This window comes from Neogemmobacter tilapiae (genome assembly GCF_014652215.1).
GTDB lineage: Bacteria > Pseudomonadota > Alphaproteobacteria > Rhodobacterales > Rhodobacteraceae > Neogemmobacter > Neogemmobacter tilapiae.
The window spans coordinates 98,101-122,189 of sequence record NZ_BMYJ01000008.1 but is presented as its reverse complement, the minus strand read 5'-3'; the positions used below and the strand labels follow the sequence as shown (position 1 = coordinate 122,189).

Sequence of the window (24,089 nt, the reverse complement as noted above, 5' to 3'; positions counted from 1 at the left end):
TTACTCCGCCTGATCCGCCGAATTGGCGTTCAGCAGGCCATAGTTTTCGGCCCCCAGCCGGTCATGCAGACCGATCTGGGTTTCCAGAAAGTCGATATGCCCCTCTTCATCGGCAATCAGCGCCTCGAACAGGGCTTTCGACACATGGTCGCCCACCTTTTCGCAGTAATCCCGCGCTTCCATATAAAGGTTTCGCGCGTCATGCTCCCCCGCAAGGTCACATTCCATCGTTTCCCGGAGGTTCTGCCCGATGCGCAGCGGGTCCAGCTTTTGCAGGTTCGGATGCCCCTCAAGGAAAATGATCCGCGTGATCAGACGATCCGCATGGTTCATCTCTTCAATGCTTTCCGCCCGGCTTTTCGCGGCAATCTTGCCATAGCCCCAGTCGTCTTGCAGACGATAATGCAGCCAATATTGGCTGACCGCCGTCAGTTCCGACCGCAAGGCCGCGTTCAGATACTCAATAACCTTGGCGTCGCCCTTCATCTGCAATCTCCTCGCTGATGGCGTTTGCTGTCACGCGAAGATTACGCAAAGTTGCAGGCACTTGGAAGCCTTCGGATTTTCGCATCTGATCGACGAAAAGCGGCATACAGCCGCCGCAATCCGCGCGTTTACCCAAGGCATGGTAAATCTTGCCCGCTGTCACCAGCGTCAAGGGGTCCGACGCGCGCATCCATTGGACGGCGCGCCGGATGTCCGTATCGCTGATGTTCTGGCAGGAACAGACGATCACCGGATGTTCCTATTGGAAAACAGCGTTCGGGTTATCAAGGCTGTCGGAACCTTCGACGGCAATCGCGTCCAGTTCCAAAGCCACAACCGCCCGTTCGATGGATTTCGTCTGCGTCACAAGCGCGTCAACCGCACCCATGATCAAGGCTTCGCCTTTGGCATCGCCGGTCGCCAGCATCTGGTCATAGGCAAAGCCTTCTTCCGCCGCCGTCTTGATCGCCCCCAAGGCCGCGACCGAAGCGTCGAGTTCCGCCTTCAACTGCGTGTCCAGCGCCGCATCCTTTGCGGCCACCAGTTCCGCCAAAGACTCGCCCGACACAACCGAGCCATCAATGCGGGTATAGCTGCCCAGATAGACGCCCTGAATGCCCACACCGTCATAGTAGTGGCTGTTGTGCGTGTTGTCCGAGAAGCAGTCGTGTTCCTCTTCCGGGTCATTCAGCATCAGGCCCAGCTTGATCCGCTCGCCGGCCAGTTCGCCATAGGAAAGGCTGCCCATCCCCGTCAGCATCGCCGTCAAGCCTGCCTTCGGATCGGTGGTCACGGCGGCACGGGCCACCCCATCGGCACCCCAAGCGGCAACCATTTCTTCCAGATCGGTAATCAAAAGGTCGGTCGCAGCCACCAGATAGGCCACCCGGCGGTCACAATTGCCGCCCGTGCAGGCATCGCCTTGCACGAAATCGCTGGCCGGACGGGCCCCCGCACCGGGGCCCGTTCCGTTCAGATCCTGCCCCCACAGCAGGAATTCGATGGCGTGATAGCCGGTGGCGACATTCGATTCGATCCCGTCCGCCTCTTGCAGCGTGCCGCCCAGCAGTTCCGGCGTGATGGCGCTGGCGTCCACCTCGGCTCCGGCAATCGTCAGCTTCGGGTTCGCAATGACATTGGCGGTCGCCAGCGGGTTTTCACCCCCCACTTCCGCGCCTTCGACATAATCGATCAGGCCTTCGTCCAAGGGCCAGGCGTTGACCTTGCCTTCCCAGTCGTCCACCGCCGCATTGCCGAAACGATAGGCTTCGGTCTGCTGATAGGGCACACGGGCGGCAAGCCAAGCCGTGCGCGCCGCTTGCAGCGTTTCGTCTGACGGGTTGGCCACCAGCGCATCCACCGCCACTTTCAGCGCCTGCGCCGTGGTCAGGCTGTCCTGAAACTTGGCTTCAGCGATATTGGCATAGTTTGCCACGACACCTTCGGGCGTTGCCGCCAGCAGCGGCAAGGGCATCAGGGTGGTGATCAGCAAGGCAGCGGTCAGACGTTTCATTTCGTTATCCGTTACTTGGTCAGAATCAATTTGCCCGCGCGGGTGATCCGCAGCGAATAGACCTGACCGTTCAACACGATCCGTGCCAGCGAACCGCCCGAGGTCAGGTTCATCGCGTCATGGATCGGGGTCGTGTCCTGAATCAAGGTCTGGGCTTCGACATAGGCGTTCATCTTCAGCGTCTCCTCTACAGCCGCATCAGGCCCGGTTTGGGCGGGGGTGCGGGCATCTGCGGAACCGGGGTTCGGCATGCCCCTTCATCCTCGCTTGCTGTTCCTTTTCTCCGGGCTGACCTGCAAAGGTTGGCTTGGCTTCGCCGCATTTCTGATTGATTCACTTGGTTTTGTAAAGTCCGATTCTTTTAGTCGGAAACAATTCCCTTCGATGGGCGGTTGATCCGCGATGAAAACGTTTTTAGTGTGTGCCCAACCGCCGCCACGGGGGAGGACGGGTCGCGGCTTGCAGCACTCATCGGAGGAGTTCAGATGAAAACGATCAAGGGCCCGGCGCTGTTTCTGGCGCAGTTCGCGGGCGATGCAGCGCCGTTCAATTCCTGGGACAGCATCACGAAATGGGCCGCTGATTGCGGCTATAAGGGCGTTCAGGTGCCGTCATGGGACGGTCGGCTGATCGACCTCGACAAGGCCGCCGAAAGCCAGACCTATTGCGACGACTTCAAAGGTCAGGCCGCGGCGAACGGGATCGAGGTGACAGAGCTTTCGACCCACCTGCAAGGGCAGTTGGTCGCCGTCCATCCGGCCTATGACGCAGGCTTTGACGGCTTTGCGGCACCGGGCGTCCGGGGCAACCCCAAGGCGCGGCAGGAATGGGCGGTCGATCAGGTGAAAAAGGCGCTGAAAGCGTCGAACCGTCTGGGCCTGAACGCGATGGCGTCTTTCTCGGGCGCTTTGGCTTGGCCCTATCTCTACCCTTGGCCGCAGCGCCCGGCGGGTCTGATCGAAACCGCCTTTGATGAATTGGCCAAGCGTTGGCTGCCGATCCTGAACGTGGCCGAAGAAAACGGCGTGGACATCTGCTACGAAATCCACCCCGGCGAAGACCTGTTCGATGGCACGACGTTTGAAATGTTCCTTGACCGCGTCAAAGGGCACAAACGGGCGAATATGCTCTACGATCCCTCGCATTACGTGCTGCAATGCTTGGATTATCTGGACCACATCGACATCTACAAAGACCGGATCAAGATGTTCCACGTCAAGGATGCCGAATTCAACCCGACCGGCCGTCAGGGCGTCTATTCGGGCTATGCCCCTTGGGTGGACCGCGCGGGACGCTTCCGGTCCTTGGGCGACGGCCAAGTCGATTTCAGCGCGATCTTCTCGAAAATGGCCGCAAATGATTTCGCAGGCTGGGCCGTGGTCGAATGGGAATGCTGCCTGAAACACCCCGAGGATGGCGCACGCGAAGGCGCGGAATTCGTCAAAAACCACATCATCCGCGTGACAGAAAAGGCGTTCGACGATTTCGCCGATGGCGGCACCGATCAAGCAGCGAACCGGCGGATGCTGGGCCTTTAGCACCGTTCCAGACGGGGGCCCTGCCCCCGTCTTTTCACAAGACAAGGCAGGCATAGGCCTGCGGCGAGGAGATGAGAGATGGCAATTGATGCAGCCCATGTGGCCAGAGGGGCCAAACTGCGGTTAGGGATGGTCGGCGGCGGGCGTGATGCCTTTATCGGCGCCGTCCACCGGATCGCAGCGCGGATCGACGGCGAATATGAACTGGTCGCGGGGTGCTTTTCCTCGACCCCCGAAAAATCGGCGGCCTCGGGCGCGGATCTCGGCCTGAACCCGGCCCGCGTCTATTCATCCTATGCCGAAATGGCCCAGCGTGAGGCCCGGCGCAAGGATGGGATCAACGCGGTGTCGATCGTGACACCAAACCATCTGCATGCGCCGGTCGCCAAGGAATTCCTGAAACGCGGCATCCATGTCATCTGCGACAAGCCCCTGACCGGCACCTTGGCCGATGCCAAATCGCTTGCCAAGGCTGCCGAAAAGTCGGACGCTTTGTTCATCCTGACGCACAATTACACCGGCTATCCCATGATCCGTCAGGCGCAAGAGATGGTCGCCAGCGGCGAACTGGGCGAAATCCGCGTCCTCCATGTGCAATATGTGCAGGACTGGCTTTCTACGCCGCTGGAACAGACCGGATCGAAACAGGCCGAATGGCGGACCGATCCGGCGCGTTCAGGCGGCGGCGGGGCCGTCGGCGACATCGGCACCCATGCGCAGAACCTGGCGTCTTTCGTCACGGGGCTGGAAACCGAGGCTTTGGCCGCCGATCTGCACCGCTTTGTTCCGGGCCGGCAGCTTGACGACAACGGCCATGTCCTGCTGCGCTACAAGGGCGGGGCCAGGGGTATGCTGTGGTGTTCGCAGGTTTCCCCCGGCAATGAAAACGCGCTGCGTTTGCAAGTCTATGGCGACAAGGGCGGCATAGAATGGGATCAGGAGAACCCGAACCTGCTGTGGTTCACCAAACTCGGCCAGCCCAAGCAACTGATCACCCGTGGCGGCGCAGGTTCGGGCGCGGCAGCGGCGCGGGTCAGCCGCATTCCCCCCGGCCATCCCGAGGGCTATCTGGAGGGCTTCGCCAACATCTATGCCGAAGCGGCCCGCGCTATCCGGGCGCGCATGGCAGGCCTGCCCCTGCCCGCCGATGTGCATTTCCCGACCATGGCCGATGGCGTCGCAGGTGTCGCGTTTGTCGATGCCTGCGTGCGCTCTTCGGCCAAGAATGCGGCTTGGGTCACGCTGTAAATAGGCTAACTTAGGGGGCCAGCATATTGTTGGCCCCCGCTATTGGACGGCAAGCCGTGCCATACTCTCCATCAGACGTTCCGTCAGATCGACCAGTCCCGACTCATCCAAGCGCTGAGCGGTGAGGTCGATGACCGGTACCGCAGCTCGAGCTCTGTGGCGAGTATAGCGCGGATCGTAGTGTCTTATCATCAAACCCTCCGCCAGCGTTGGGAAATCGCCCCGCTCCGCGAGACCAATCCATTCGTCGATCTGTTCGGCCGCATGCAGGGGGCGCAGGCTGGCCACGATGCGGACCAGCCGATCGCGGTCCGATGTCAGGTCGGCATAGGATCGGCAAAGATAGGCTGCACGTTCTGAGGCGGCGGCCGCAATCGAAAGGCGTGGTGCGACTTGCATCGCCTGCCAAAGGCGTGGCGGCAAGCGACAACTCCCGATCTTGGCGCTTTCCGCCTCGACCAAGACCGGTCGCGCCGGGTCCAGCCGCGCCAGTTCCAGCGCCAAGGCACCCTCGAACGCTTTCTGGCTGGGCTGCCCGCCGGGCATCGCGCCAAAGAGGCTGCCGCGGTGGCGGGCCAGCCTCTCCAGATCAATCACCTGCGCGCCCTTGGCCGCCATCCGGGCCAGCAGTTCCGTTTTGGCCGATCCGGTGTTGCCATCCAGCAGGATCAACCGATGGCGGAAAGGTGCGTGATAGAGAGCCTGAACGACCAGGCCGCGCCAAGCTCTGTAGCCGCCGGCGATGGTGTCGACCCGCCAGCCGACCTGCGACAGGATCGTGGCGAAAGAGCCCGACCTTTGCCCGCCGCGCCAGCAATAGACGAGCGGCCGCCAGCCGCCTTCCTTGTCGGCAAGCGGGCCTTGCAGATGTTTGGCGGCGTTGGCCGCCACCAGGGCCCCGCCCACTTTGCGCGCCTTGAAGGGGCTTTCCTGTTTGTAGATCGTCCCCACCTCGGCCCGCTCGGCATCAGACAGGACAGGCAGGCTGATCGCGCCGGGCAGATGATCTTCGGCATATTCGGCGGGGGCGCGGACGTCGATGATCGCGTCAAAGCCAAGGGTGGCAAGATCGGAAAGCTGGGTCAGGGTCACGGGCATGGGGTTAGCCTAGCGGGCTTTGCCGGGACCGGAAAGCCCCGCATCGGCGGGTTTCCGTTCATGCCTGGGCGAGATGATAGGCAGAACGAAGGACGGGGGCTAAGACGGGGGCATGAAACATTTCATCGCGCTGACCCTTGCCCTGCTTCCCATGCCTGCCATCGCGCAGGCCATCGCTGACCTGCCTGCCGCCGCGCGGTGGCAGGTGGGGGTCACGCTGATCTATGATCCGGCTTACGTCAGCCTGGATTTTCCGGCGGGGGATGTGCCGCTGGATCGGGGGGTTTGTACGGATGTGATCATCCGGGCGTTTCGGCAGGGGTTGGGGATTGATCTACAACTGGCGGTGAACCGGGATATGAAGGCGGATTTCGCGGCCTATCCGGCGAATTGGGGGCTGAAGACCACGGACCGGAATATTGATCACCGCCGGGTTCCGAACCTGCAAAAGCTGTTCCAGCGGGCCGGGGCGGAGCTGGCGGTTTCCAGCGATCCTGCGGATTTTGAGCCGGGCGATCTGGTCAGCTATCTGTTGCCGGGAAATCTGCCCCATATTGCCGTGGTTTCGGACCGGCAGGCCGAGGATGGGACGCCTCTGATTCTGCACAATATCGGGGCGGGGGCGCGGGAGGAGGCGGGGTTGTTTGCTTGGGAGATGACGGGGCATTACCGGATGAATGACGGGGCTTTGGAATATTTGCGAGGGATTGGGGGGCTGGAATGAGGGCGGCCCCATTTGTGAAAGATTTCACGCGTGAAATTGCGGTCAATGTATTGATTTAGTTGTTATATTCAGTATTTTGAATTCTCTTTTTTTGGGGGAGGGTTGAGCCGGGCCGAGGCCCGACCTACGCTTCGTTTCTGAGGATGCGGGCGGGTTTTACGCCCAAGGGACGGGCGGCGAAGCCGAGGCCGGCCAGCAAGGTCACCACCAGGCCCGCCCCTACCACGCCCAAGGCGGACCAGGGTTCAAAGCGGTAATCTACCTCCATCACCAGTTCCAGCACGGCCCAGGCCGACAGTGCTGCCGCCAGAACAGCGACCATCCCTGCCGCCGCCCCGGTCAGGGCCGAACGCAGGGCAAAGCTGGCCAGAATGCGCCCGCGCGTGGCCCCCAGCGTTTTCAGAACCGCCGCCTCATAGACCCGCGCCTTTTCGCCAGCCGCCGCAGCGCCGATCAACACGACAAAGCCGGTCAGCAGCGTGGCCGCCGCCGCCCAGGCGGTGGCCGTCGCAATGGCCGACAAAGCCTCGGTCACGCGGTCGATCGCCTCTTTCACGCGGATAGCGGTCAGGTTCGGATAGGCTTTGGACAGATCGCGCAGCAGAGCCGCCTCGGCCTGTTCGCCCATATAGACGGTCGCGATGTGGGAATGCGGCGCCCCCCGCAGCGCGCCGGCATTCATCAGCATCACAAAGCCCATGCCAGCGTCGGAAAAATCCACGGCCCGCAGGCTGGTGATTTCCGCCTCGATATCCCGCCCCAGAATGTTCACCGTCATGCGGTCGCCCAAGGTCAGACCCAGTTCCATCGCCTCGTCGGCACCGAAGGACAGTTGTGGCGGGCCCTCATAGCCCTGTGGCCAGAACTGCCCAGCGGTGATGGTCGTCCCATCCGGCAAAGCATCGGCATAGGAAATGCCACGATCACCGTTCAGCACCCAATGGGGGCCTGCGACTTCGCGCGCGGGACGACCGTTGATCAGGGTAATGATACCGCGCAGCATGGGGGCGGTTTCAACATCGGTGACGGCGGGGTCAGATTTCACCCGTTCCAGAAAGCCGTCGATCTGATCGGGCTGAATATCGACGAAAAAGAACGAAGGCGCCCGGGTCGGCAGATCGGTCGCGATGGCCGTGCGCAAGTTGGAATCGATCTGCCCCACGGCCGCCAGAACCGTCAGACCAAGGCCCAACGACAGGACAACGGGCATCGCCTCGTCCCTTGGGCCGCCGATGGCGGCGAGCGCCAGACGCAGGGCGGTGCGGCCACGGGTCAGGCGGGAACGGGCCAAACGGCGGCAAAGCCAGCGCAGAGCCAGCGCGGCCAAGGCCAGAAGGATCAGAGAAAGCACGACGCCCAAGGCCGAGCCCAGCGCCAGTTTCCAATTGTCGGAAAACCAGACGGCCCCCGCCAGCAGGACCGCCACCGCGCCAAGGATCAGCGCGATGCGGCGGAGATTCGGCCAATGGCCGCGATCTGCCCCGCGATACAGCGCCGCCGCGCGGATGTTTTCGCTGCGGGCCAAGGGCCAAAGGGTAAAGACAAGGGCCGTCATGGCGCCGTAGAAGGCAGCCTCGATCAGGGGCATGGGATAGAGGCCAAAGTCGACCGGAAAGGGCAAGGCCGCGGCGATCAGGGGGGCGGCGATCAGGATGGCCAGCGCGCCAAGGATCAGCCCGGCCAGAATGCCGACAAGGGCCAGTGCGCCGATCTGGATCAGGTAAAGCCGGAAGATCAGGCCTGATGGTGCGCCCAGCGTGCGCAGGGTGGCGATGGTGGGGATTTTGCCTTCGAGATAGGCCCTTACCGCCGATTGGATGCCGACGCCGCCCACGGCGAGGCCCGCAAGGCCCACAAGGATCAGGAACGCGCCCATGCGTTCGACAAAGCGGTCCACGCCGGGGGCAGCGCGGCGGCTGTCGGCCCAGCGCAGGCCCTTGTCGCGGAATTGGCTTTCGGCTTGGGCTTTCAGCGCGTCCAGATCGGTGCCGGGGGGCAACATCATGCGGTAAGAGGTGTCAAACAGCGAGCCGGGCTGGATCAGGCCGGAACCGTCGAGCGAGGTCGTCAGCACAAGGGTGCGCGGGCCAAGGGCAAAGCCGCCGCTGGCGCTGTCGGGTTCGCGGGTCAGAATGGCGGAAAGGCGAAAATCCCCCTCACCCAAGCGGAACGTATCGCCGGGTTGCAGGCCCAGCCGGTCGGCCAAGATGCGATCCATGACCGCGCCCTTGTCGGCCAGAGCCTTTGCCAAGGGTATGCTTGGGTCAAGTTCGACGGTGCCGGTCAGGGGATAGGCGCTGTCCACCGCCTTGACTTGGGTCAGGGCGCGATCCTCGCCCACGACGGCCATGGAACGGAAATCGACGATTTCGGAATGGGCGATGGCCGTGCTGTCGATGAAAGCGCGTTCTTGTTCATCGGCAAAGCGGTAGGTGAAGGAGAGTTCCGCATCACCACCGAGCAGCACAGCGCCCTGATCAGAAAGGCCCGCCTGAATGCCGGAACGCACAAGGCCGACGGCGGCGATGGCCGCGACGCCAAGGGCAAGGCAGGCGAGAAAGACGCGGAACCCGGCCAGACCGCCGCGCAATTCCCGCCGGGCCAGACGGGCGGCCAAAGAGAGGCTCATGCTGCGGCCCGCAATTCGTCGCCGACGATCAGCCCATCGGCGAGCCTTACGATCCGGTCACAGCGTTCGGCGAGTTCGGGGGCATGGGTGACAAGGATGAGGGTGGCGCCATGGCGGTCGCGCAGGCCGAAGAGCAGGTCCATGATGGCCTGCCCGTTGACGCCATCAAGGTTGCCGGTGGGTTCGTCGGCCAAAAGGATGGCGGGGCGCGGGGCTGCGGCGCGGGCCAAGGCGACCCTTTGCTGTTCACCGCCGGAAAGCTGGCGGGGATAGTGGTCAAGACGGTGGCCGAGGCCGACAGAACGCAGTTCATCGGCGGCGCGGTCAAAGGCATCGCGGTGGCCGGCGAGTTCCAAGGGGACAGCGACGTTTTCCAAGGCGGTCATGGTGGGGATCAGGTGAAAGGACTGAAAGACGACGCCCATGTGGCGCTGGCGAAAGCGGGCGAGATCATCCTCGGTCATGGCGGTCAGATCCTGGCCCATGGCCAGAACGCGGCCACCGGTGGCGGCCTCGAGCCCGCCCATGACCATGAGTAACGAAGATTTGCCCGAACCGGAGGGGCCAATCAGACCAAGGCTTTGCCCTTTGGGGACGGAGAGGTTAAGACCTTTGAGAATTTCCACCGGACCGGCATTGCCCGCCAAGGTCAGCCGCGCCCCGTCCAGCGCGATCACAGGTTCTGCCATGCCATTCTTCCCCAAGTTCCGTTCCTTTGCATATGGGTTTCGCGAGCGACTTGCCAACTGCACTTTCGGGTTCATTTTTCTGGCGATGCCGGTTTGGGCGGAACCTGTGACCGTTGTGGCACTGGGGGACAGTCTGACGGCGGGCTATGGTCTGCCGCCGGAAGAGGGGTTGGTGCCGCAGTTGCAGGGCTGGCTGGAGGCGGCGGGGGCGGAGGTTGTGGTGCAGAATGCGGGGGTATCGGGGGATACGACGGCGGGGGGGCTGTCGCGGCTGGACTGGGCTTTGGGGGCGGATGCGGATGCGCTGATGGTCATTCTGGGCGGGAATGACATGCTGCGGGGGATTGATCCGGCCGAGGCGCGGGGGAATCTGGCGGCTATTCTGGAGAAGGCGCGGGAGCGGGGGTTGCCGGTGCTGCTGGTGGGGATGGAAGCGCCGGGGAACTATGGGGCGGCGTATAAGGCGTCGTTTGATGGGATGTATGCGGCCTTGGCGGGGGAATATGGGGCCTTGCTGGAGCCGAGCCTGTTTCGGCTGATGGGGGATGATCTGGGGGAATTGGGGGCCTTGTTGCAGGCGGATGGGATTCATCCGAATGCGGAAGGGGTGGGGCTGATTGTGCAGGGGCTGGGGCCGAGGGTGGTGGAGTTGGCGGGGAAAACTAGCCCTTGACCCGGATGGCGCCAATGGCGGCGGCGGCAGAGGTGAGGGCCGCGCGCGCCGCGGGTGTGCGCAGCCACGGCTGTTCCCCTTGATTTATGGTTCAACCCCGAAAGACGTGGCGCTTTTGGCTGACGCTCCAAACGCGCACGCCCTGGGGGCGGCGTGCGCGGCCCGGCTGGTCGCCGGGCAAGTTTCGCGTGATTCACGGCCCCGGCGCGCGTTTCATTTCCGTCTCGATAATCAGATCGACGCGGTTGCTGACGCCCATCGTGCTGCCTTCAGCGGGGATGCCGTAGGCGATGCCAAAGTCGGAGCGGTTCAAGAAACCCGTCGCGGAAAAGCCGATCCTTGCGCCGGGGTCCATCGGGTGGTCGGGCCAGCCGCCGTTGAACGTCACTTGCAGCGTCACGGGTTTCGTTACGCCATGCAGTGTCAGATCGCCCGTGACATCGGCGCTGGTCGGGCCGGTGAGGGTGATCTTGGTGGATTGATAGGTGATGGTGGGGAACTTGTCCGCGTCCAGCAGCTCTGGTCCCGCAAGGACGCCGTTAAAATCCATCGCCGGGTCGGGATAATGCGTTTCGACTGACTTGGGGTCTATCGTCACCGAAAGCTGCATCGTTTCGGGGGCCGCAGGGTCGAATTGCAGGGTCGCGTCGATTTGCTTGAACAGGCCGTAGTAGTTGGAAAAGCCAAGGTGGTTCACCTTGAACAGCAGGCGGGTGTGGCCAAGGTCGGCTTTGTATTCGCCCGCGGGCAGGTCGGTCGGCTTTTCGGCGGCCTCTTGCGCTTCAAGCGGTGTGGCCAGCAGCAGGGCGGCGGTCAGAAGCAGGTGGCGCATGGTCGACTCCTTATACTTAGCATTAAAGCTAAGTATAAGCCGCAGGATTGTCAAGCCATGGCTGGCGGTACGCGCGGCAGGCGGCTAGATTCGGCGCAAAGGGGATGGGCATGATCGAAACATTGCAGGGGTTGGTCGGGCGCGACCATGTGCTGACGGGGCGGGACATGGCCCCCTATTGCGGCGATTGGACGGGGAAATATCAGGCGGAGCCTCTGGCGGTGGTGCGGCCAGCCAACACCGATGACGTCGCGGCGGTGGTCAAGGCGGTTGCAGCAGCGGGCGGGGCGATTGTTCCGGCGGGCGGGCGGACGGGCCTTGTTGGGGGCCTTATGACGCGCGGCGGCGTGATGCTTTCCCTAGAGCGGATGAACCGGATTCATGAGATTCGGGCAGCCTCGCGCCTTGCGCGGGTGGAGGCGGGGGTGATCCTGTCCAGCCTGCACGAGGCGGCGGAGGCCGAGGGCCTGTATTTTCCGCTGTGGTTCGGCGCGCGGGGGTCGGCGACGATTGGCGGCGTTTTGTCCACCAATGCGGGCGGGTCGAACGTGCTGCGCTATGGCTCGACAAGGGGGCTTTGTCTGGGGCTGGAGGTGGTTCTGGCCGATGGACGGGTGCTGAACCTGCAATCGGAACTGCACAAGGACAATTCCGGCTATGATCTGAAAGACCTGTTCATCGGGGCCGAAGGCACCTTGGGCGTGATCACCAGCGCGATCATGCGGCTGGTGCCTGCCCCCCGCGCCCATGCAACGGCGATGCTGGGCATGGCGCGGTTGGGCGATGCCTTGGACTTGCTGAACCGCTTGCAAGGCGAAAGCGGCGGTTTGGTGGAAGCGTTTGAGTTCATGCCCGCCAGTTACATCGAGCGGCTGGTTGCGGTGCGGCCCGATGTGGGGGCCCCCTTTGCCGGGCGCTATCCGGTGAACATTCTGGTCGAACTGGGGGCCACGGCCCCGCATTTGGCCGAGGCGGGGCCAGATGGGCAGGTGGCGCTGACGGGGCTGCTGGAAGGGGTGTTGGCCCCGATGATGGAACAAGGCCTGATCGAGGATGCCGTTCTGGCCCAGAACGAGGCGCAAAGGCGGGCGCTGTGGCAGCGCCGGGAATTGGCCGCCGAGATCACCTTTGCCAAGAAACCGGCGATTGATACCGATGTGGCCCTGCCGCTGGATGGGGTTGAGGCATTCCTGACCGGAATTGCCGCGCGTCTGCCGGGGCTGGATGCGGGGGCCAGTGATCTGGCGGTGGCGCATCTGGGGGATGGCAATGTGCATTACACGGTCTTCCCTTCGCGCGAGGACGCGGCACTGTCCGACCGGATTGTCAGCGCGATTGAGGATGTGGTGCAGGATCTGGGTGGCAGCTTTTCCGCCGAACATGGGGTGGGCCTGTCGAAAAAGCCCAGCATGGCACGGCGCAAGGATCCGGTGGCATTGGCGGTGATGGCCAACATCAAGTCGGCGCTGGACCCAAAGGGTGTGATGAACCCGGGCAAGGTTTTGCCCTAACGCAAGACGCCGGACCTTAGAGCCCGGCGTCTTGATTCTCTGGGCGCCCTATTCGGCGACGTGCAGGGCAGGACCGCCCCTTTTGCCCGTCGCGTTTTCTAGCGCCTCGATCCGCTCGGCCAAGGCGCGATTGCCCTGTTCGATCCGCTCGGCCAGCACATGCCCCTCCGGATTTTCCGGCTCGGCCTCTTTCGGCCCGATCAGCGGGCTGAAGATCCAGGCCATCAGGCGTGACAGATCGTCCATGATCAAAAAGAACGACGGCACGACCACAAGGCTGAGGATCGTCGACATGATGATCCCCCCCGTCACCGCAATGGCCATTGGCGCACGGAAGGAACCGCCCTCGCCCACCCCCAAAGCCGAGGGCAACATGCCCGCCGACATGGCGATCGAGGTCATGACGATCGGACGCGCCCGCTTGTGCCCAGCCTCGACCACCGCCGCGACCCGGTCCATCCCCCGCGCCCGCATCTCGATGGCGAAATCGACCAGCAGGATGGCGTTCTTGGTCACGATCCCCATCAGCATCAGCATCCCGATCATCACCGGCATCGAGAAGGGGTTCGCCGTGATGATCAGCGCCGCCGCCACCCCACCAATCGCCAAAGGCAATGAGAAGAGGATGGTGAAAGGCTGAATCACCGAACGGAACAGCAAGATCAGCACGGTCAGGACCAACAGCAGGCCCATCAGCATCGCATTGCCAAAGCTGCTGACCAATTCTGCCTGAATCTCGGCGTCGCCCGAGGGCACGAGCCGCACCTTGGGCGGCAGGTCCAGCGCCTTGGTCAGTTCAACAAAGCGCGCCGTCGCCGTATCCAGGGCAACACCCACAGGCAGGTCAGCGCCGACGGTGGCAACCCGTTCACGGTTCAGACGCTTGATATTGGCCGGCCCTTCGGCAATGGCAATGTCCGCCACAGCCGACAGGGGTACCGTGCCGCCCATCACCGTTTGCAGACGCAGGGCCCCGATCCGCGCCAGATTTTCGCGTGAGGCATCGTCGAGCCGCACACGGACCGGGATCAAGCGGTTGTCGATGGACAATTTTGCCAAGGCCGCATCGACATCGCCAATGGTTGCCACACGGATGACCGAGGCGATGGCCTGGGTCGTAATCCCCAGACGGGCGGCCTCTTCCAGGCGTGGTGTAATCTGAATTTCCGGCCGCGGCATGGCGCTTTCGGTCGAGACGTTGGCCAGCAGCGGTTCGCCCGCCAAGGCGCGTTCGATCATCTGGATCGCCTGGTTCAGCTGGGCCTCATCCGTTGACAGGATGTTGTAGGTCAGCGCACGACCACCACCGCCCCCACCGGCCAGCTTGAACGACCGCTGGTCAGGGATCAGCGCCAGACGCTTGGTGATTTCCGCCTCGATCATGTTTTGCGGAATGATCCGGCCATGCGGCGGCGCTTCGGGCAAAATCCCCCCGATCAGTGGCAAAGCCTGCCCCAGATCGGAAATTTTCCGCAAGAAGCCGCTGTCGAGCCGTTCCAGAATGACCGTGACGCTGGCGCGGCGGATATCGACATCGCCGGTGGGTGAAGCGCCACCGACGACGACCACGCGTTCGATGCCTTCGATGTCGGCAATCGCGGCGCGCATGGCTTCGGTCGTGGCATCGGTCTGTTCCAGCGTCGTGCCCGGCGGCAGTTCCACCGACAGCGCGATCCGGCTTTCGTCTTCTGGCGGGAAAAGGCTGCCCGGCACCTGGAACATGAAGTAGACCGAGACGAAAACAGCCGCAATGGCGCCCACCAACGTCAGATAATAGTACCAGCTGGCAGTGGTCGCCTTGACCACCCACATATAGCCCCGCATGAACGGGCCTTCGCTTTCGTGTTCTTCGACCGCATCCTTGTCGCGCATAAGGTAGGCCGCCATCATCGGCGTGATCAGACGGGCGACCAGCAGCGAGAACAGCACGGCAATGGCGACCGTCAGGCCGAATTGCCGGAAGTATTGCCCCGGAATGCCCGGCATGAACGACACCGGCACGAAGACCGCGATGATCGTCGATGTGGTGGCGATCACCGCCAAACCGATTTCATCCGCCGCCTCAATCGAGGCGCGATAGGCGGATTTGCCCATGCGCATGTGTCTGGCGATGTTCTCGATCTCGACAATGGCATCGTCGACCAGAATCCCTGTGGCCAGCGTCAGTGCTAGGAAGCTGACAAGGTTCAGGGAAAAGCCGATGAAATCCATGAACCAGAAGGTGGGGATGGCCGAAAGCGGCAAGGCCACGGCGGCAATCAGGGTGGCGCGCCAGTTTTTCAGAAAGGCCAGCACCACCAGAACCGCCAGGATCGAGCCTTCGATCAGCGTATGCAGGGCGGCCTCATAGTTGCCGTGGGTATAGTAAACGGTGTCGTCGATCAGCTCGATGCGAATGCCGGGGTTATCCTCGCGCAGGGTTTCAAGCTGTTCGTTCACCACCTCGGCCGCGCTGACCTCGGATGCGCCTTTTGACCGAAAGACCGAGAAGACGACAATCGGCTCGCCATTCAGCCGCGAAAAGCTGCGCAGTTCTTCGTAAGTGTCGACGACCGTGCCCAGATCGGTCAGCCGCACAAAACGGCCCGACGGCAAAGCAATCGTCGTATTTGCCAGCTGCTCGACCGTATCCTGATCGCCCAGGGTGCGGATCGCCTGTTCGCCCGAACCGATTTCCAGCTTACCTGCGCCCAGATCGGCGTTGGTCTGCGACAATTGCTGGCTGACGGCCAGCGCCGTGATGCCTTGGCTGGCCAGTTTTACCGGATCCAGTTCTACCCGAATCTCCCGTTCCGCGCCGCCGTAACGGTCCACCCGGCCAATCCCCGGACGGCCCTGCAAGGCGCGCGTCACCGTATCATCGACAAACCACGACAGTTCCTCGATGGTCATGTTCGGCGCCGACACGGCAAAGGTCATGATCGCCTGACCTTCAATGTCGATCCGGCTGACGATGGGGGCCTCAATATCCCCCGGCAGGTCGCCCCGAATGCGGTCAATCGCATCCTTCGTGTCCTGCACCGCCTTGTCCGTGGGAATCTCCATACGGAACTCGATCGCCGTCGTCGAAAGCCCGTCGGACAGATTCGAGGTGACGTTCTTCACCCCGTTGATCCCCGCCACCGCGTCTTCGATTTCCTTGGTGATCTGGGTTTCCATCTCGGCCGGTGCCGCACCGGGCTGCGCCACTGACACGGCCACCAATGGCACATCAATGTTCGGGAACCGCGTGATGGGCAGCACGTTGAAAGACTGCCAACCCAACAACAGCAGCAAGAAAAAGGCCAGCAGCGGCGCAACGGGGTTGCGGATGGCCCAGGCTGAGAAGTTCATGTTCTATCCCTCAGTTCGTCGCGGCGGTGTCGGGCACCGGGTTGATTTTGTCACCGGGCCGCACAAAGGCCCCTGCCTTCGTCACCACCACCTGCCCGTCGGCCAAACCTTCAACGATTTCCACAAAACCGCCGTCGCGAATACCGGTCTTGACCAGAACCCTTTCCACCGCCCCATCCGCTGAAATGCGCATCACGCTGGCGCCATCGGGCCCTGATCCCACGGCGGTCACCGGAACGGCCACCGCCTCATGTTCTGCGGCGAGAATATTGGCTTCGGCGAACATGCCCGAACGCACCAGTTCCGGATGGTCGATCCGAATCCGCGCCGTTCCCAGCCGGGTTGCCGTATCAATCCGCGGCTCCACCAGATGGACCTGCCCCGTCAAGGTTTCAGTCGCCCCCACGGCCTTGATTGTCACGGTCTGTCCTGCCTTGATCCGTGCCAGATCGGCCTCGGTCACGTCGGCCCGCAGTTCCAACGCCCCTTCCTTGACGATCACGAACATCGGCTGCCCTGCTGCCGTCGCAATCCCACCGACCAGCGCATTGCGCTGGATGATTTCCCCGGACACCGGGGCCACCACCTTGGTCCGCTGCAATTGCAGTTCCACATTCGCCAGTTGCGCCTGCGCCAGCGCCAGCTGCGCCCGGGCCGCCTCTAGCGATTGCCGCGCCACCGTCACCCGCGCCGTCGCCGAAATCGCCGCCGATTGGGCGGTATCGGCCTGCGCCTGGCTTGCGGTTCCCTGCTCACGCAGCTTTTCGGTCCGCTCGTTCACCCGCTGCGCCTCATCCGCGCTGGATTGTGCCTCAAGCACCTGCGCCTCGGCCTGCGCAATGGTGGCCTTGGCCGATTCCAAGGAGGCGACAAACTGGCTTTTCTGCAATTCCAGCGTCGACAGCGACAGCGTTGCCAGAACCTGCCCTTCGGTCACCACATCGCCCACTTCGGCCTGAAGCGTCTCGATCGGCTGGCCCTCGATCAGCGGCTGCACCTGCACTTCTTCTACGGCGCCAATCAGGCCCGAGGCCAGCACCATGTCGCGCAGCGGGCGTTTCGTCACCGTCGAAACCGTGATCGCCGGCAGCACGATCTGCGCCTCGCCCCCGGTTTCCGCCGCTTCGGTTTCCTGCGCCAGAACCGGCGCGATAGTCCCCAGACCGACCATCAGGGCCAGCACCGAGACCGACAGCACAATTTTCGTCGACATACGCATTTTTCAGCCTTTCGCCCGCTGGGCAGAGAGTTTTGCGGCGGAAATATCCGCCAGAACATCATCGACAGCCCGCATGATCAGTGCTTGCAGGCCGGGTTCGGTGCGCAGCGAGGGTGGACAGACCATCGCCGAGCCTTTGATCATCAACATCATAAACAGCACATGCGCGTTGAACCGCGCGGCACATTCCTCGACGGAAAGGCCCGTTACCTTGGCAAAAACGCGAAAGAAGTAGTTTTTGATCTCGTCTTCCATCCGGTGCATCGCCGTCGCGATTTCCACCTTGCGCATCGCTGCCGCCGACATTTCGGCCCAGAGGGGGGCGTCAATATCTTCATCACACAGATGGCCGCGCACATGTTCCTCAAGCGCGAACCGCACCGCCGCCAGTGGATCGGGTGCTTCCATCACCTTTTCGAATTCCCGAGACACATCCTTGACGTCATACATCACCAAAGCCTCGACAATCGCGGCCTTGGACGGGAAATAGCGATAGAAATTGCCCACACTCATCCCAGCGGCGCGCGCCAGATCCTGCATCGACGCGCCGTCAAAGCCTTTGTCTGCAAACATCTTGCGGATGCTTTGCAGGATTTCGGCACTGCGTGCGTCGGCGGGGGTGACGGCAAGTTGCATGGGCAGGAGGCACCTTTCTATATCAGAACTGGCCCGCACGGCAGACTTATGCTGCATCGCGGCGCGAATGAACATTCATTCACTTAGCAGAGATCACGCAACTGTCAAGCGATCTGATGCTGGGCTTGACCCAAATCAAGGGGCGGAAAGGCGGTCTGTGCAAGAACTGCGCAGTTTCTACCGAAAAGGCCACCCCATGCCGCTTGATGCAGCCACCGTGCAACGCCACGCCAGCCAACCTGTGCCGCGCTACACCAGCTATCCGACCGCACCGCATTTCAACACCGATGTCGGGCCAGAGCTTTATCGCCGCTGGCTGGGGGAACTGCCCGATCAGGCCAAGCTGTCGCTTTATCTGCATGTGCCTTTTTGCGATTCCCTTTGCTGGTTCTGCGGCTGCCAGACCAAGATCACCCGGCAATATGCCCCGATCCGCAGCTATCTCGACAGCCTGATGGCCGAGATTGCGCTGGTGGCCTCGTTGATCCCCGCTAAGGCGCGGGTCCATCACATCCACTGGGGCGGCGGCTCGCCGACCATCCTGACGGCCCAAGACAGCGCCGCTCTGATGAACCATCTGCGCGACCATTTCACCTTAGAGGAAACCGATTTCGCGGTAGAGGTTGACCCCCGCGGCATGGACAATGACCGCATCGACGCGCTTTGCGCGGCGGGGCTGACAAGGGTCAGTCTGGGCGTGCAGGATTTTGACCCAAAGGTGCAAAAGGCCATCAACCGGGTGCAAAGCTTTGCGGAGACCAAGGCGGTGATCGACCGTTTCCGCGCCAATGGCGTTCGGTCCCTGAACATTGATGCGGTCTATGGCCTGCCCCATCAAGGCTGGGCCGAACTGTCCGCGACACTGGATCAGGTGCTGGCCCTGTCCCCCGACCGCATTGCCCTGTTTGGCTATGCCCATGTGCCTTGGATGAAACCCCACCAGCGCCTGATCCCCGAAGAGGCGCTGGCCGGTCCGGTGGAACGCCACGACCATGCCGAACGCGCGGCGGAATTGCTAATGGCGGCAGGCTATTTGCGCGTCGGCATCGACCATTTCGCGCGCCCCGGCGATGAACTGGCCTTGGCGGCGCAGGAAAACCGCGTGCAGCGGAATTTTCAGGGCTATACGGTGGATCCCGCCGATGCGCTGATCGGGCTGGGGGCCTCGTCCATCGGGCGTTTGCCGCAGGGCTATGTGCAGAATGACGCCGCGATGGGCCGCTATGGCCGCGCCGTGCAGGCTGGGCGTTTGGCCACGGTCAAGGGCCGGGCGTTGACGGACCAAGACCGCCTGCGCGGCCATGTCATCGAACGGCTGATGTGCGATCTGGCCTTTGACGGCGCGGCCCTGACCGCCCATTTTGGCGAAGCCGCCGCCGCGATGCGGCAGATTGCCGCACAAATCATCGCCGATGATATGGATGGTTTTGTTCTGGAAACCCCGCAGGGTTTCACCGTCACCCCCGCAGGCCGCCCGTTTCTGCGCACCCTGGCCGCGCGTTTCGATGCCTATCTGCAACCCCGCAAAGGCCAGCATTCGCTGGCTGTCTAGGGCTTTGGCCGCTCGTCCCAATCCTTGACCAAGATCCTTGCGGCATCGCCGGAAGGATCCTCATACTGCCGCCCCCGCACCGCCCAGACAAAGGCTGCAAGGCCAAGACCACCCAGCAGCAAGGAGACGGGGATCAGGATGACCAGCATTTCCATGGTGTGATCCTTACTTCAAACGCAGGGAGTTGACCGAGACGATGATCGAGGAGGAGGACATCGCCAAGGCCGCGATGAGGGGGGTCGCCAGCCCGATCATCGCCACGGGCACGGCCAGCAGGTTATAGCCCAGCGATAGGGCAAAGTTCTCTTTGATCCGGCGACGGGCCTGCCGCGCAATGCGAAGCGCATCGGCAACGGGTTCCAAAGACGCCCCCAGCAGCACAATATCCGACGCCGCCCGTGCCGCATCAAGGGCCGAGGCGGGTGAGATGGACACATGGGCCGAGGCCAGCGCTGCTGTATCATTCAGCCCATCGCCCACCATCAGCACCTTGGCGCCGTTGCGCACCAGCCCGGCCACATGGGCCGCCTTTTCGGCAGGGCTGACGCCTGCATGAAAGTCCCGGATGCCCAGTTCCCCCGCCAACCGCCCCACCGGCCCCGGCTGATCGCCCGACAGCAGAACAACCCGCTTGCCCTGCCCTTGCAGCGCCTGCACCAGTTCTGCGGCACCGGGCCGCAGCGCATCAGCAAAGCTGAAATCCGTGATCCGCCCCGCCACCGACAGATGGCTCGACGACATCTCCCCCGCCTTCGCCCCCACCCAATCCGCCCGCCCCAGCCGCACCGGCTGCCCATGCCACCGCGCTTGAATCCCCTTGCCCGGCACTTCCTCCATCGCATCCAGCCGCACCGGCGCAATCCCCCGCGCGGCCAGCGCCCCCGCCAAGGCCCGCGCATGCGGATGGGCCGAAGCCTCGCCCAAAGCCCGCGCAATCGCCAGATCGGTGGCATCCGCCAGCACAGGCACATGCGCCACAGGCGCGCCCAGTGTCAGCGTCCCCGTCTTGTCAAACACCACCACATCCACCTCGGCCAGCCGTTCCAGCGCCGTGCCGTCCTTGATCAGCAACCCCTTGCGGAACAACCGGCCGCTGGCCGAAGTCACCACCGCAGGCACCGCCAAGGCCAAGGCACAGGGGCAGGTGATGATCAGCACCGCCGCCGCAATGTTCACCGACAGCCGCAGATCGCCCGACAGATAAAGCCAGGCCCCAAACGACCCCGCCGCCAGCAGATGCACCATCGGCGAATAGCCCCGCGCCATCCGATCCGCCAAAGACCGATACCGCCCCTTCGCCCCCTCTGCCGCCGCCACCAGCGCCGCCATCCGCGCCAGCGAGGAATCCGCCCCCGCCGCCGTCACCCGCAGGACCAACGGCCCCGTCAGGTTGACCTCGCCCGCGCTCAACACCGCCCCGGGCCCCACCGCCACAGGCGCGGTTTCCCCCGTCAGCAGCGAACGGTCCAGTTCCGACGCGCCCTCCTCCACCACCCCATCCGCAGGCAGACGCGCGCCCGGACGCACCAGCACCAGATCACCGGGCCGCAGCGCCGCCACCGCCACCACAACCTCCCCCTCCGCCTCCAGCCGGATCGCCCGCGGCACCTCCAAAGCTGCCAGTTCCTCGGCCGCCGAACGCGCCACAGCGCGGCTGCGGTATTCCAGATAGCGCCCGATCAGCAGGAAAAAGCACAGCGACACCGCCGCATCGAAATAGGCATGATGCCCGCCCAGCGCCGTTTCCGCCAAAGACACCGATGACGCCAGAATCAACGCCAGCGAAATCGGCACATCCATCCCCAGACGCCGCACCTTGATCGACGCCCAGGCCGAACGAAAGAACGGCTGGCCGGAAAAGGCCAAGGTCGGAAAGGCAATGGCCGCGCTGATCCAGTGGAACAGATCACGCGTCGCAGCCTCGGCCCCCGACCAGACCGCCACGGACAGCAGCATGATGTTCATCATCGCAAACCCGGCCACCGCCAGCCGCATCAAAAGATCCCGCCCCTGCCGGTCGTTTTCTGTCAAGCTCAACGCGTCCGGGTCCAGCTCATGCGCCGGAAAGCCAACCGCCGCCAGCCGTTCGATCAGGCTTTCCGCCGTCACCGCCGCCTCGGCATCCACCGCCACCCGCTTTAGGGTCAGGTTCACCCGCGCTGTCCGCACCCCCGGCGTGGCCAGCATCGCCGCCTCCACATCCGAAATGCAGGCGGCGCAATGCGCCGTCGGCAGCGCCAGCATCAGCCGCGCCTGGGTCGGGCCCTGCGCCAAAGCCTCGGCCGCAGGCGCGGCAAGACAGGCCGGGCAGGCACTGGCGGCGGGAACGGCACTCATACCTCAGCCCCCCTGCCCCGGTTCAACGAACAGATCAATTCTTTGCCGGAACACCGTCCCGTCTGGCGCCAAAGCCTCCACCCGCAGCATCCATTTGCCCGGCGCCAGCGCCACATCCGCCACCTGCGCCCCGCCTTCGGCCCGAAAGGCCAGGGTCTGATCATCCTTCGCCTCGGTCGTCCGCCCGACCATCGCGCTCAGCCCTTCCGGCACCACCGCCACACCCGAGGCATCGGCAAAGCCCAGCGCCAACCGCCCGTCGTCATAGGTCGGCGTCAGCACCCAGCCCAAAGCCATCTGCGCCTGCCGTTCCGCATCGAATGTCTGCGAGGCGACATAGGAATTGCCCACCTCCAACCCCGGAAAGGTGCTGACCGCCTTGAAGGCCATCGTGATGTTCACCCCGATGATCACCCCAAAGGCCCCCACACAAATCGCCAGCACATGCCAGCCGGTCAAAGGCCGTTCCACCTTAGTTGCCATCGCCCGCCCCCGTTCCGTTGAAACCCGTATCGACATGAACCCGGTCCGTACTGCCCAAGTCTTCCACCCAGAACCGCACGTCGGTTCTGTCCGCCAAGGCCGCCGCACTGCCCGCCTCGGCCGAAAGATACACCCTTTGCATCACCATACCATCCGGCGGCACCTGCACCGTCAATTCATTCGTGCCCTCCAGCCCGATCCGAATGACTTCGTCGCTGGCAATCGACAGATGAAAGGTCCGCGCCTCGCCATGCTTGTTCTGCAAGCGCAGTTCATAGATGTTGCGGATCCGCCCATCCGACAAAGTCACATATTCCGGGTTCCGCACGGGCGTCACATTCACACCGATGGGCGTCCGCAGGAACAGCGCCACCACCAGCCCAATCCCGATCAGCGACCACAGCACCGTGTAAACCATCGTCCTTGGCCGCAGGATATGCTGCCAGATGGGGCGCGGCTGCATCCCTGCCCGCTCTAACGGCTCATCTTTCAGCGCCAGATAGTCGATCAGGCCCCGCGGTTTGCCGATCTTGTCCATCACATCATCACAGGCGTCGATGCACAGCGCACAGGTGATGCATTCCAACTGTTGCCCGTTGCGGATGTCGATCCCCATCGGGCAGACGTTCACGCAAGCCATGCAGTCGATGCAATCGCCGTTGCCTTCGACCGTCGCTTTCCCGCGCGGCTCGCCCCGCCATTCGCGGTAGGCCACCGTCAGCGTGTCTTCGTCCATCATCGCCGCCTGAATGCGCGGCCAGGGGCAGGCATAGATGCAGATCTGTTCGCGGAAAAAGCCGCCAAAGGTAAAGGTGGTCAGCGTCAGGATCGCCATCGTGGTATAGGCCGCCGGATGGGCGGTGCCTGCCAGCAGATCGCGCGCCAGCGTCGGCGCGTCGGTGAAGTAAAAGACCCAAGCACCCCCCGTGGCCAGACCGATCAGCAACCAGATCGCCCATTTGAACAGCCGCAGCCGCCATTTGTGCAGATCCCATTTCTGCTTCCACAGCCGCACCTGCGCGTTGCGGTCCCCCTCGATCCAACGCTCCACCAGCATGAAAAGGTCGGTCCAAACGGTTTGCGGGCAGGCATAGCCGCACCAGACCCGTCCCAAGGCCGAGGTGAACAGGAACAGGCCAAGCCCCGCCATGATCAGCAGACCGGCGACAAAGTAAAACTCATGCGGCCAGATTTCGATCATAAAAAAGAAAAAGCGACGGCTGGCCAGATCCACCAGCACCGCCTGATCCGGCAGGCTGGGCCCCCGGTCCCAGCGCAGAAAGGGCGTCAGGTAATAGATGCCCAGCGTGAACCCCATGATCCACCATTTCAGCGTGCGGAACTTGCCTTTCACCTTGCGGGGAAAAATCGGCTCGCGGGCTTGATACAGGGGCGCTGGCGCGGAATCAGACATCAGAAGGGGCCTTTCATTGGCCTTACCCTAGGGCCCCCAGCCCCGACCCGTGTTGATCTGGGTCAAGAGACAGGGAAAAACCGGCCCGATCTTGCGACCGGACCGGAAGTTTCGGCAAATCGGGGAACCTGGGCCCGACCTGCCGCCGACAACACCGCGCGGGAAACAGCGCGG

General features: G+C 63.2%; 21 protein-coding genes. 6 read left to right on the top strand and 15 right to left on the bottom strand.

Features of this window, described 5'->3' with window-relative positions; all coding sequences use genetic code 11:
• The 4 genes from bfr to hemP are packed head-to-tail and all read right to left on the bottom strand — an operon-like array spanning position 1 to position 2,172.
• A complete protein-coding gene (gene bfr, locus IE095_RS13410; protein ID WP_189412182.1) occupies positions 1-486 on the bottom strand; it encodes a bacterioferritin in 486 nt (161 codons plus the stop codon).
• Positions 461-736 carry a (2Fe-2S)-binding protein gene (locus IE095_RS13405; RefSeq protein WP_189412181.1) on the bottom strand — a complete coding sequence of 92 codons (276 nt, stop codon included), beginning with the start codon at positions 734-736 and terminating at the stop codon, positions 461-463. The genes bfr and IE095_RS13405 overlap by 26 nt, the downstream gene beginning before the upstream one ends.
• Before the next feature lie 9 nt (positions 737-745).
• Entirely contained in the window at positions 746-1,999 is a 1,254-nt protein-coding gene (locus tag IE095_RS13400) for an imelysin family protein (RefSeq protein WP_189412180.1), read from the bottom strand.
• A gap of 11 nt (positions 2,000-2,010) precedes the next feature.
• On the bottom strand, positions 2,011-2,172 hold the full coding sequence (gene hemP / locus IE095_RS13395; protein WP_189412258.1) for a hemin uptake protein HemP: 162 nt from the start codon (positions 2,170-2,172) through the stop codon (positions 2,011-2,013).
• Positions 2,173-2,484: 312 nt separating this feature from the next.
• On the opposite strand from hemP, the gene IE095_RS13390 reads away from it, so the two are divergent.
• Together IE095_RS13390 and IE095_RS13385 are read left to right on the top strand one after the other, a co-directional pair.
• The gene (locus IE095_RS13390) at positions 2,485-3,537 is read left to right on the top strand and encodes a sugar phosphate isomerase/epimerase family protein (protein WP_189412179.1); all 1,053 of its coding nucleotides are present in this window, start codon (positions 2,485-2,487) and stop codon (positions 3,535-3,537) included.
• 78 nt (positions 3,538-3,615) lie between these two features.
• Positions 3,616-4,785, top strand: a complete 1,170-nt coding sequence (locus tag IE095_RS13385; protein ID WP_189412178.1) for a Gfo/Idh/MocA family protein — start codon at positions 3,616-3,618, stop codon at positions 4,783-4,785.
• A 39-nt stretch (positions 4,786-4,824) separates the two neighbouring features.
• On the opposite strand, the gene mnmH is transcribed toward IE095_RS13385, so the two are convergent.
• Positions 4,825-5,883, bottom strand: a complete 1,059-nt coding sequence (mnmH, locus tag IE095_RS13380) for a tRNA 2-selenouridine(34) synthase MnmH (protein WP_189412177.1) — start codon at positions 5,881-5,883, stop codon at positions 4,825-4,827.
• Positions 5,884-5,995: 112 nt separating this feature from the next.
• Here mnmH and IE095_RS13375 point away from each other — a divergent pair, with 112 nt between their 5' ends.
• The gene (locus IE095_RS13375) at positions 5,996-6,607 is read left to right on the top strand and encodes a DUF1287 domain-containing protein (protein WP_189412176.1); all 612 of its coding nucleotides are present in this window, start codon (positions 5,996-5,998) and stop codon (positions 6,605-6,607) included.
• A gap of 124 nt (positions 6,608-6,731) precedes the next feature.
• Here the strand turns inward: IE095_RS13375 and IE095_RS13370 are convergent, their stop codons facing one another.
• Entirely contained in the window at positions 6,732-9,236 is a 2,505-nt protein-coding gene (locus tag IE095_RS13370) for an ABC transporter permease (protein WP_189412175.1), read from the bottom strand.
• Positions 9,233-9,925, bottom strand: a complete 693-nt coding sequence (locus IE095_RS13365) for an ABC transporter ATP-binding protein (protein WP_189412174.1) — start codon at positions 9,923-9,925, stop codon at positions 9,233-9,235. The genes IE095_RS13370 and IE095_RS13365 overlap by 4 nt, the downstream gene beginning before the upstream one ends.
• Positions 9,926-10,010: 85 nt before the next feature.
• On the opposite strand from IE095_RS13365, the gene IE095_RS13360 reads away from it, so the two are divergent.
• Positions 10,011-10,598, top strand: a complete 588-nt coding sequence (locus IE095_RS13360; protein WP_229804782.1) for an arylesterase — start codon at positions 10,011-10,013, stop codon at positions 10,596-10,598.
• Positions 10,599-10,791: 193 nt separating this feature from the next.
• On the opposite strand, the gene IE095_RS13355 is transcribed toward IE095_RS13360, so the two are convergent.
• Positions 10,792-11,430 carry a YceI family protein gene (locus tag IE095_RS13355; RefSeq protein ID WP_189412172.1) on the bottom strand — a complete coding sequence of 213 codons (639 nt, stop codon included), beginning with the start codon at positions 11,428-11,430 and terminating at the stop codon, positions 10,792-10,794.
• 104 nt (positions 11,431-11,534) lie between these two features.
• Between IE095_RS13355 and IE095_RS13350 the strand changes: the two genes are divergently transcribed.
• Positions 11,535-12,941, top strand: a complete 1,407-nt coding sequence (locus IE095_RS13350; protein ID WP_189412171.1) for an FAD-binding oxidoreductase — start codon at positions 11,535-11,537, stop codon at positions 12,939-12,941.
• A gap of 48 nt (positions 12,942-12,989) precedes the next feature.
• Here the strand turns inward: IE095_RS13350 and IE095_RS13345 are convergent, their stop codons facing one another.
• The 3 genes from IE095_RS13345 to IE095_RS13335 are packed head-to-tail and all read right to left on the bottom strand — an operon-like array spanning position 12,990 to position 18,129.
• Positions 12,990-16,274 (bottom strand): efflux RND transporter permease subunit, encoded by a 3,285-nt coding sequence (locus IE095_RS13345; protein WP_189412170.1) that lies wholly within the window; start codon positions 16,272-16,274, stop codon positions 12,990-12,992.
• Between the two features lie 10 nt (positions 16,275-16,284).
• Positions 16,285-17,487, bottom strand: coding sequence for an efflux RND transporter periplasmic adaptor subunit (locus IE095_RS13340; RefSeq protein WP_229804780.1), 1,203 nt, complete (start codon positions 17,485-17,487; stop codon positions 16,285-16,287).
• 9 nt (positions 17,488-17,496) lie between these two features.
• Entirely contained in the window at positions 17,497-18,129 is a 633-nt protein-coding gene (locus IE095_RS13335; protein WP_189412169.1) for a TetR/AcrR family transcriptional regulator, read from the bottom strand.
• A 196-nt stretch (positions 18,130-18,325) separates the two neighbouring features.
• Here IE095_RS13335 and hemN point away from each other — a divergent pair, with 196 nt between their 5' ends.
• Positions 18,326-19,681: an oxygen-independent coproporphyrinogen III oxidase gene (gene hemN / locus IE095_RS13330; RefSeq protein ID WP_189412168.1), complete on the top strand. Its 1,356-nt coding sequence runs from the start codon at positions 18,326-18,328 to the stop codon at positions 19,679-19,681.
• Here hemN and ccoS read toward each other — a convergent pair.
• Genes ccoS through ccoG form a run of 4 tightly spaced genes read right to left on the bottom strand, consistent with a single transcriptional unit; the run spans position 19,678 to position 23,915 of the window.
• Positions 19,678-19,836, bottom strand: coding sequence for a cbb3-type cytochrome oxidase assembly protein CcoS (ccoS, locus tag IE095_RS13325; RefSeq protein WP_189412167.1), 159 nt, complete (start codon positions 19,834-19,836; stop codon positions 19,678-19,680). The genes hemN and ccoS overlap by 4 nt on opposite strands.
• A 10-nt stretch (positions 19,837-19,846) precedes the next feature.
• Complete coding sequence (locus tag IE095_RS13320) at positions 19,847-22,018, bottom strand: heavy metal translocating P-type ATPase (RefSeq protein WP_189412166.1); 2,172 nt, start codon at positions 22,016-22,018, stop codon at positions 19,847-19,849.
• Positions 22,019-22,021: 3 nt separating this feature from the next.
• Complete coding sequence (locus tag IE095_RS13315; protein ID WP_189412165.1) at positions 22,022-22,501, bottom strand: FixH family protein; 480 nt, start codon at positions 22,499-22,501, stop codon at positions 22,022-22,024.
• Entirely contained in the window at positions 22,491-23,915 is a 1,425-nt protein-coding gene (gene ccoG, locus IE095_RS13310) for a cytochrome c oxidase accessory protein CcoG (protein WP_189412164.1), read from the bottom strand. Before ccoG ends, IE095_RS13315 begins: the two co-directional genes overlap by 11 nt.
• Positions 23,916-24,089 lie beyond the last annotated feature (174 nt).

What these genes read in the sequence shown, in the direction of transcription:
- bfr (WP_189412182.1), bottom strand. Translation starts at nt 486, where the DNA reads ATGAAGGGCGACGCCAAGGTTATTGAGTATCTGAACGCGGCCTTGCGG.
- IE095_RS13400 (WP_189412180.1), bottom strand. Translation starts at nt 1,999, where the DNA reads ATGAAACGTCTGACCGCTGCCTTGCTGATCACCACCCTGATGCCCTTG.
- hemP (WP_189412258.1), bottom strand. Translation starts at nt 2,172, where the DNA reads ATGAACGCCTATGTCGAAGCCCAGACCTTGATTCAGGACACGACCCCG.
- IE095_RS13390 (WP_189412179.1), top strand. Translation starts at nt 2,485, where the DNA reads ATGAAAACGATCAAGGGCCCGGCGCTGTTTCTGGCGCAGTTCGCGGGC.
- IE095_RS13385 (WP_189412178.1), top strand. Translation starts at nt 3,616, where the DNA reads ATGGCAATTGATGCAGCCCATGTGGCCAGAGGGGCCAAACTGCGGTTA.
- mnmH (WP_189412177.1), bottom strand. Translation starts at nt 5,883, where the DNA reads ATGCCCGTGACCCTGACCCAGCTTTCCGATCTTGCCACCCTTGGCTTT.
- IE095_RS13375 (WP_189412176.1), top strand. Translation starts at nt 5,996, where the DNA reads ATGAAACATTTCATCGCGCTGACCCTTGCCCTGCTTCCCATGCCTGCC.
- IE095_RS13370 (WP_189412175.1), bottom strand. Translation starts at nt 9,236, where the DNA reads ATGAGCCTCTCTTTGGCCGCCCGTCTGGCCCGGCGGGAATTGCGCGGC.
- IE095_RS13365 (WP_189412174.1), bottom strand. Translation starts at nt 9,925, where the DNA reads ATGGCAGAACCTGTGATCGCGCTGGACGGGGCGCGGCTGACCTTGGCG.
- IE095_RS13360 (WP_229804782.1), top strand. Translation starts at nt 10,011, where the DNA reads ATGCCGGTTTGGGCGGAACCTGTGACCGTTGTGGCACTGGGGGACAGT.
- IE095_RS13355 (WP_189412172.1), bottom strand. Translation starts at nt 11,430, where the DNA reads ATGCGCCACCTGCTTCTGACCGCCGCCCTGCTGCTGGCCACACCGCTT.
- IE095_RS13350 (WP_189412171.1), top strand. Translation starts at nt 11,535, where the DNA reads ATGGGCATGATCGAAACATTGCAGGGGTTGGTCGGGCGCGACCATGTG.
- IE095_RS13345 (WP_189412170.1), bottom strand. Translation starts at nt 16,274, where the DNA reads ATGAACTTCTCAGCCTGGGCCATCCGCAACCCCGTTGCGCCGCTGCTG.
- IE095_RS13340 (WP_229804780.1), bottom strand. Translation starts at nt 17,487, where the DNA reads ATGTCGACGAAAATTGTGCTGTCGGTCTCGGTGCTGGCCCTGATGGTC.
- IE095_RS13335 (WP_189412169.1), bottom strand. Translation starts at nt 18,129, where the DNA reads ATGCAACTTGCCGTCACCCCCGCCGACGCACGCAGTGCCGAAATCCTG.
- hemN (WP_189412168.1), top strand. Translation starts at nt 18,326, where the DNA reads ATGCCGCTTGATGCAGCCACCGTGCAACGCCACGCCAGCCAACCTGTG.
- ccoS (WP_189412167.1), bottom strand. Translation starts at nt 19,836, where the DNA reads ATGGAAATGCTGGTCATCCTGATCCCCGTCTCCTTGCTGCTGGGTGGT.
- IE095_RS13320 (WP_189412166.1), bottom strand. Translation starts at nt 22,018, where the DNA reads ATGAGTGCCGTTCCCGCCGCCAGTGCCTGCCCGGCCTGTCTTGCCGCG.
- IE095_RS13315 (WP_189412165.1), bottom strand. Translation starts at nt 22,501, where the DNA reads ATGGCAACTAAGGTGGAACGGCCTTTGACCGGCTGGCATGTGCTGGCG.
- ccoG (WP_189412164.1), bottom strand. Translation starts at nt 23,915, where the DNA reads ATGTCTGATTCCGCGCCAGCGCCCCTGTATCAAGCCCGCGAGCCGATT.